The sequence below is a fragment of the Pseudomonas sp. PNPG3 genome (assembly GCF_023093815.1).
GTDB classification, from domain to species: domain Bacteria; phylum Pseudomonadota; class Gammaproteobacteria; order Pseudomonadales; family Pseudomonadaceae; genus Aquipseudomonas; species Aquipseudomonas asiatica.
In genome coordinates, this window is record NZ_JALLKV010000190.1 from 1 (window position 1) to 278 (window position 278).

1 protein-coding gene is annotated in these 278 nt (G+C 70.5%); it reads left to right on the top strand.

Annotated features, from left to right (window positions below; genetic code table 11):
• Positions 1 to 267: RIO1 family regulatory kinase/ATPase (locus tag MJ643_RS30690; RefSeq protein ID WP_282103303.1), on the top strand; the 267-nt coding region annotated here is incomplete at its 5' end.
• Between the last annotated feature and the right edge of the window lie 11 nt (positions 268 to 278).

The following is a 278-nucleotide window of genomic DNA, read 5'->3' on the forward strand; positions in this document are numbered from 1 at the left end:
GGTGTGGTCATGGATCTCGCCGCACTCGGTCTCGTGCACGGGGATCTCTCGGCCTACAACGTCCTCGTGGATACGCGGGAGGCCGACGAGCGGCTCGTCGTGATCGACGTCCCGCAGGTCATCGACCTGATCGCGAACCCCTCCGGCGAGCGGTTCCTGCGCCGCGACTGCGAGAACGTGTGCACCTGGCTGCGCGCCCACGGTGCCCCGGCGGAGCTCGTCGATCCCGGACGCTGGTTCGAGGAGGCGGTCGCCGCCCCGCACTGACGGCCGCACTG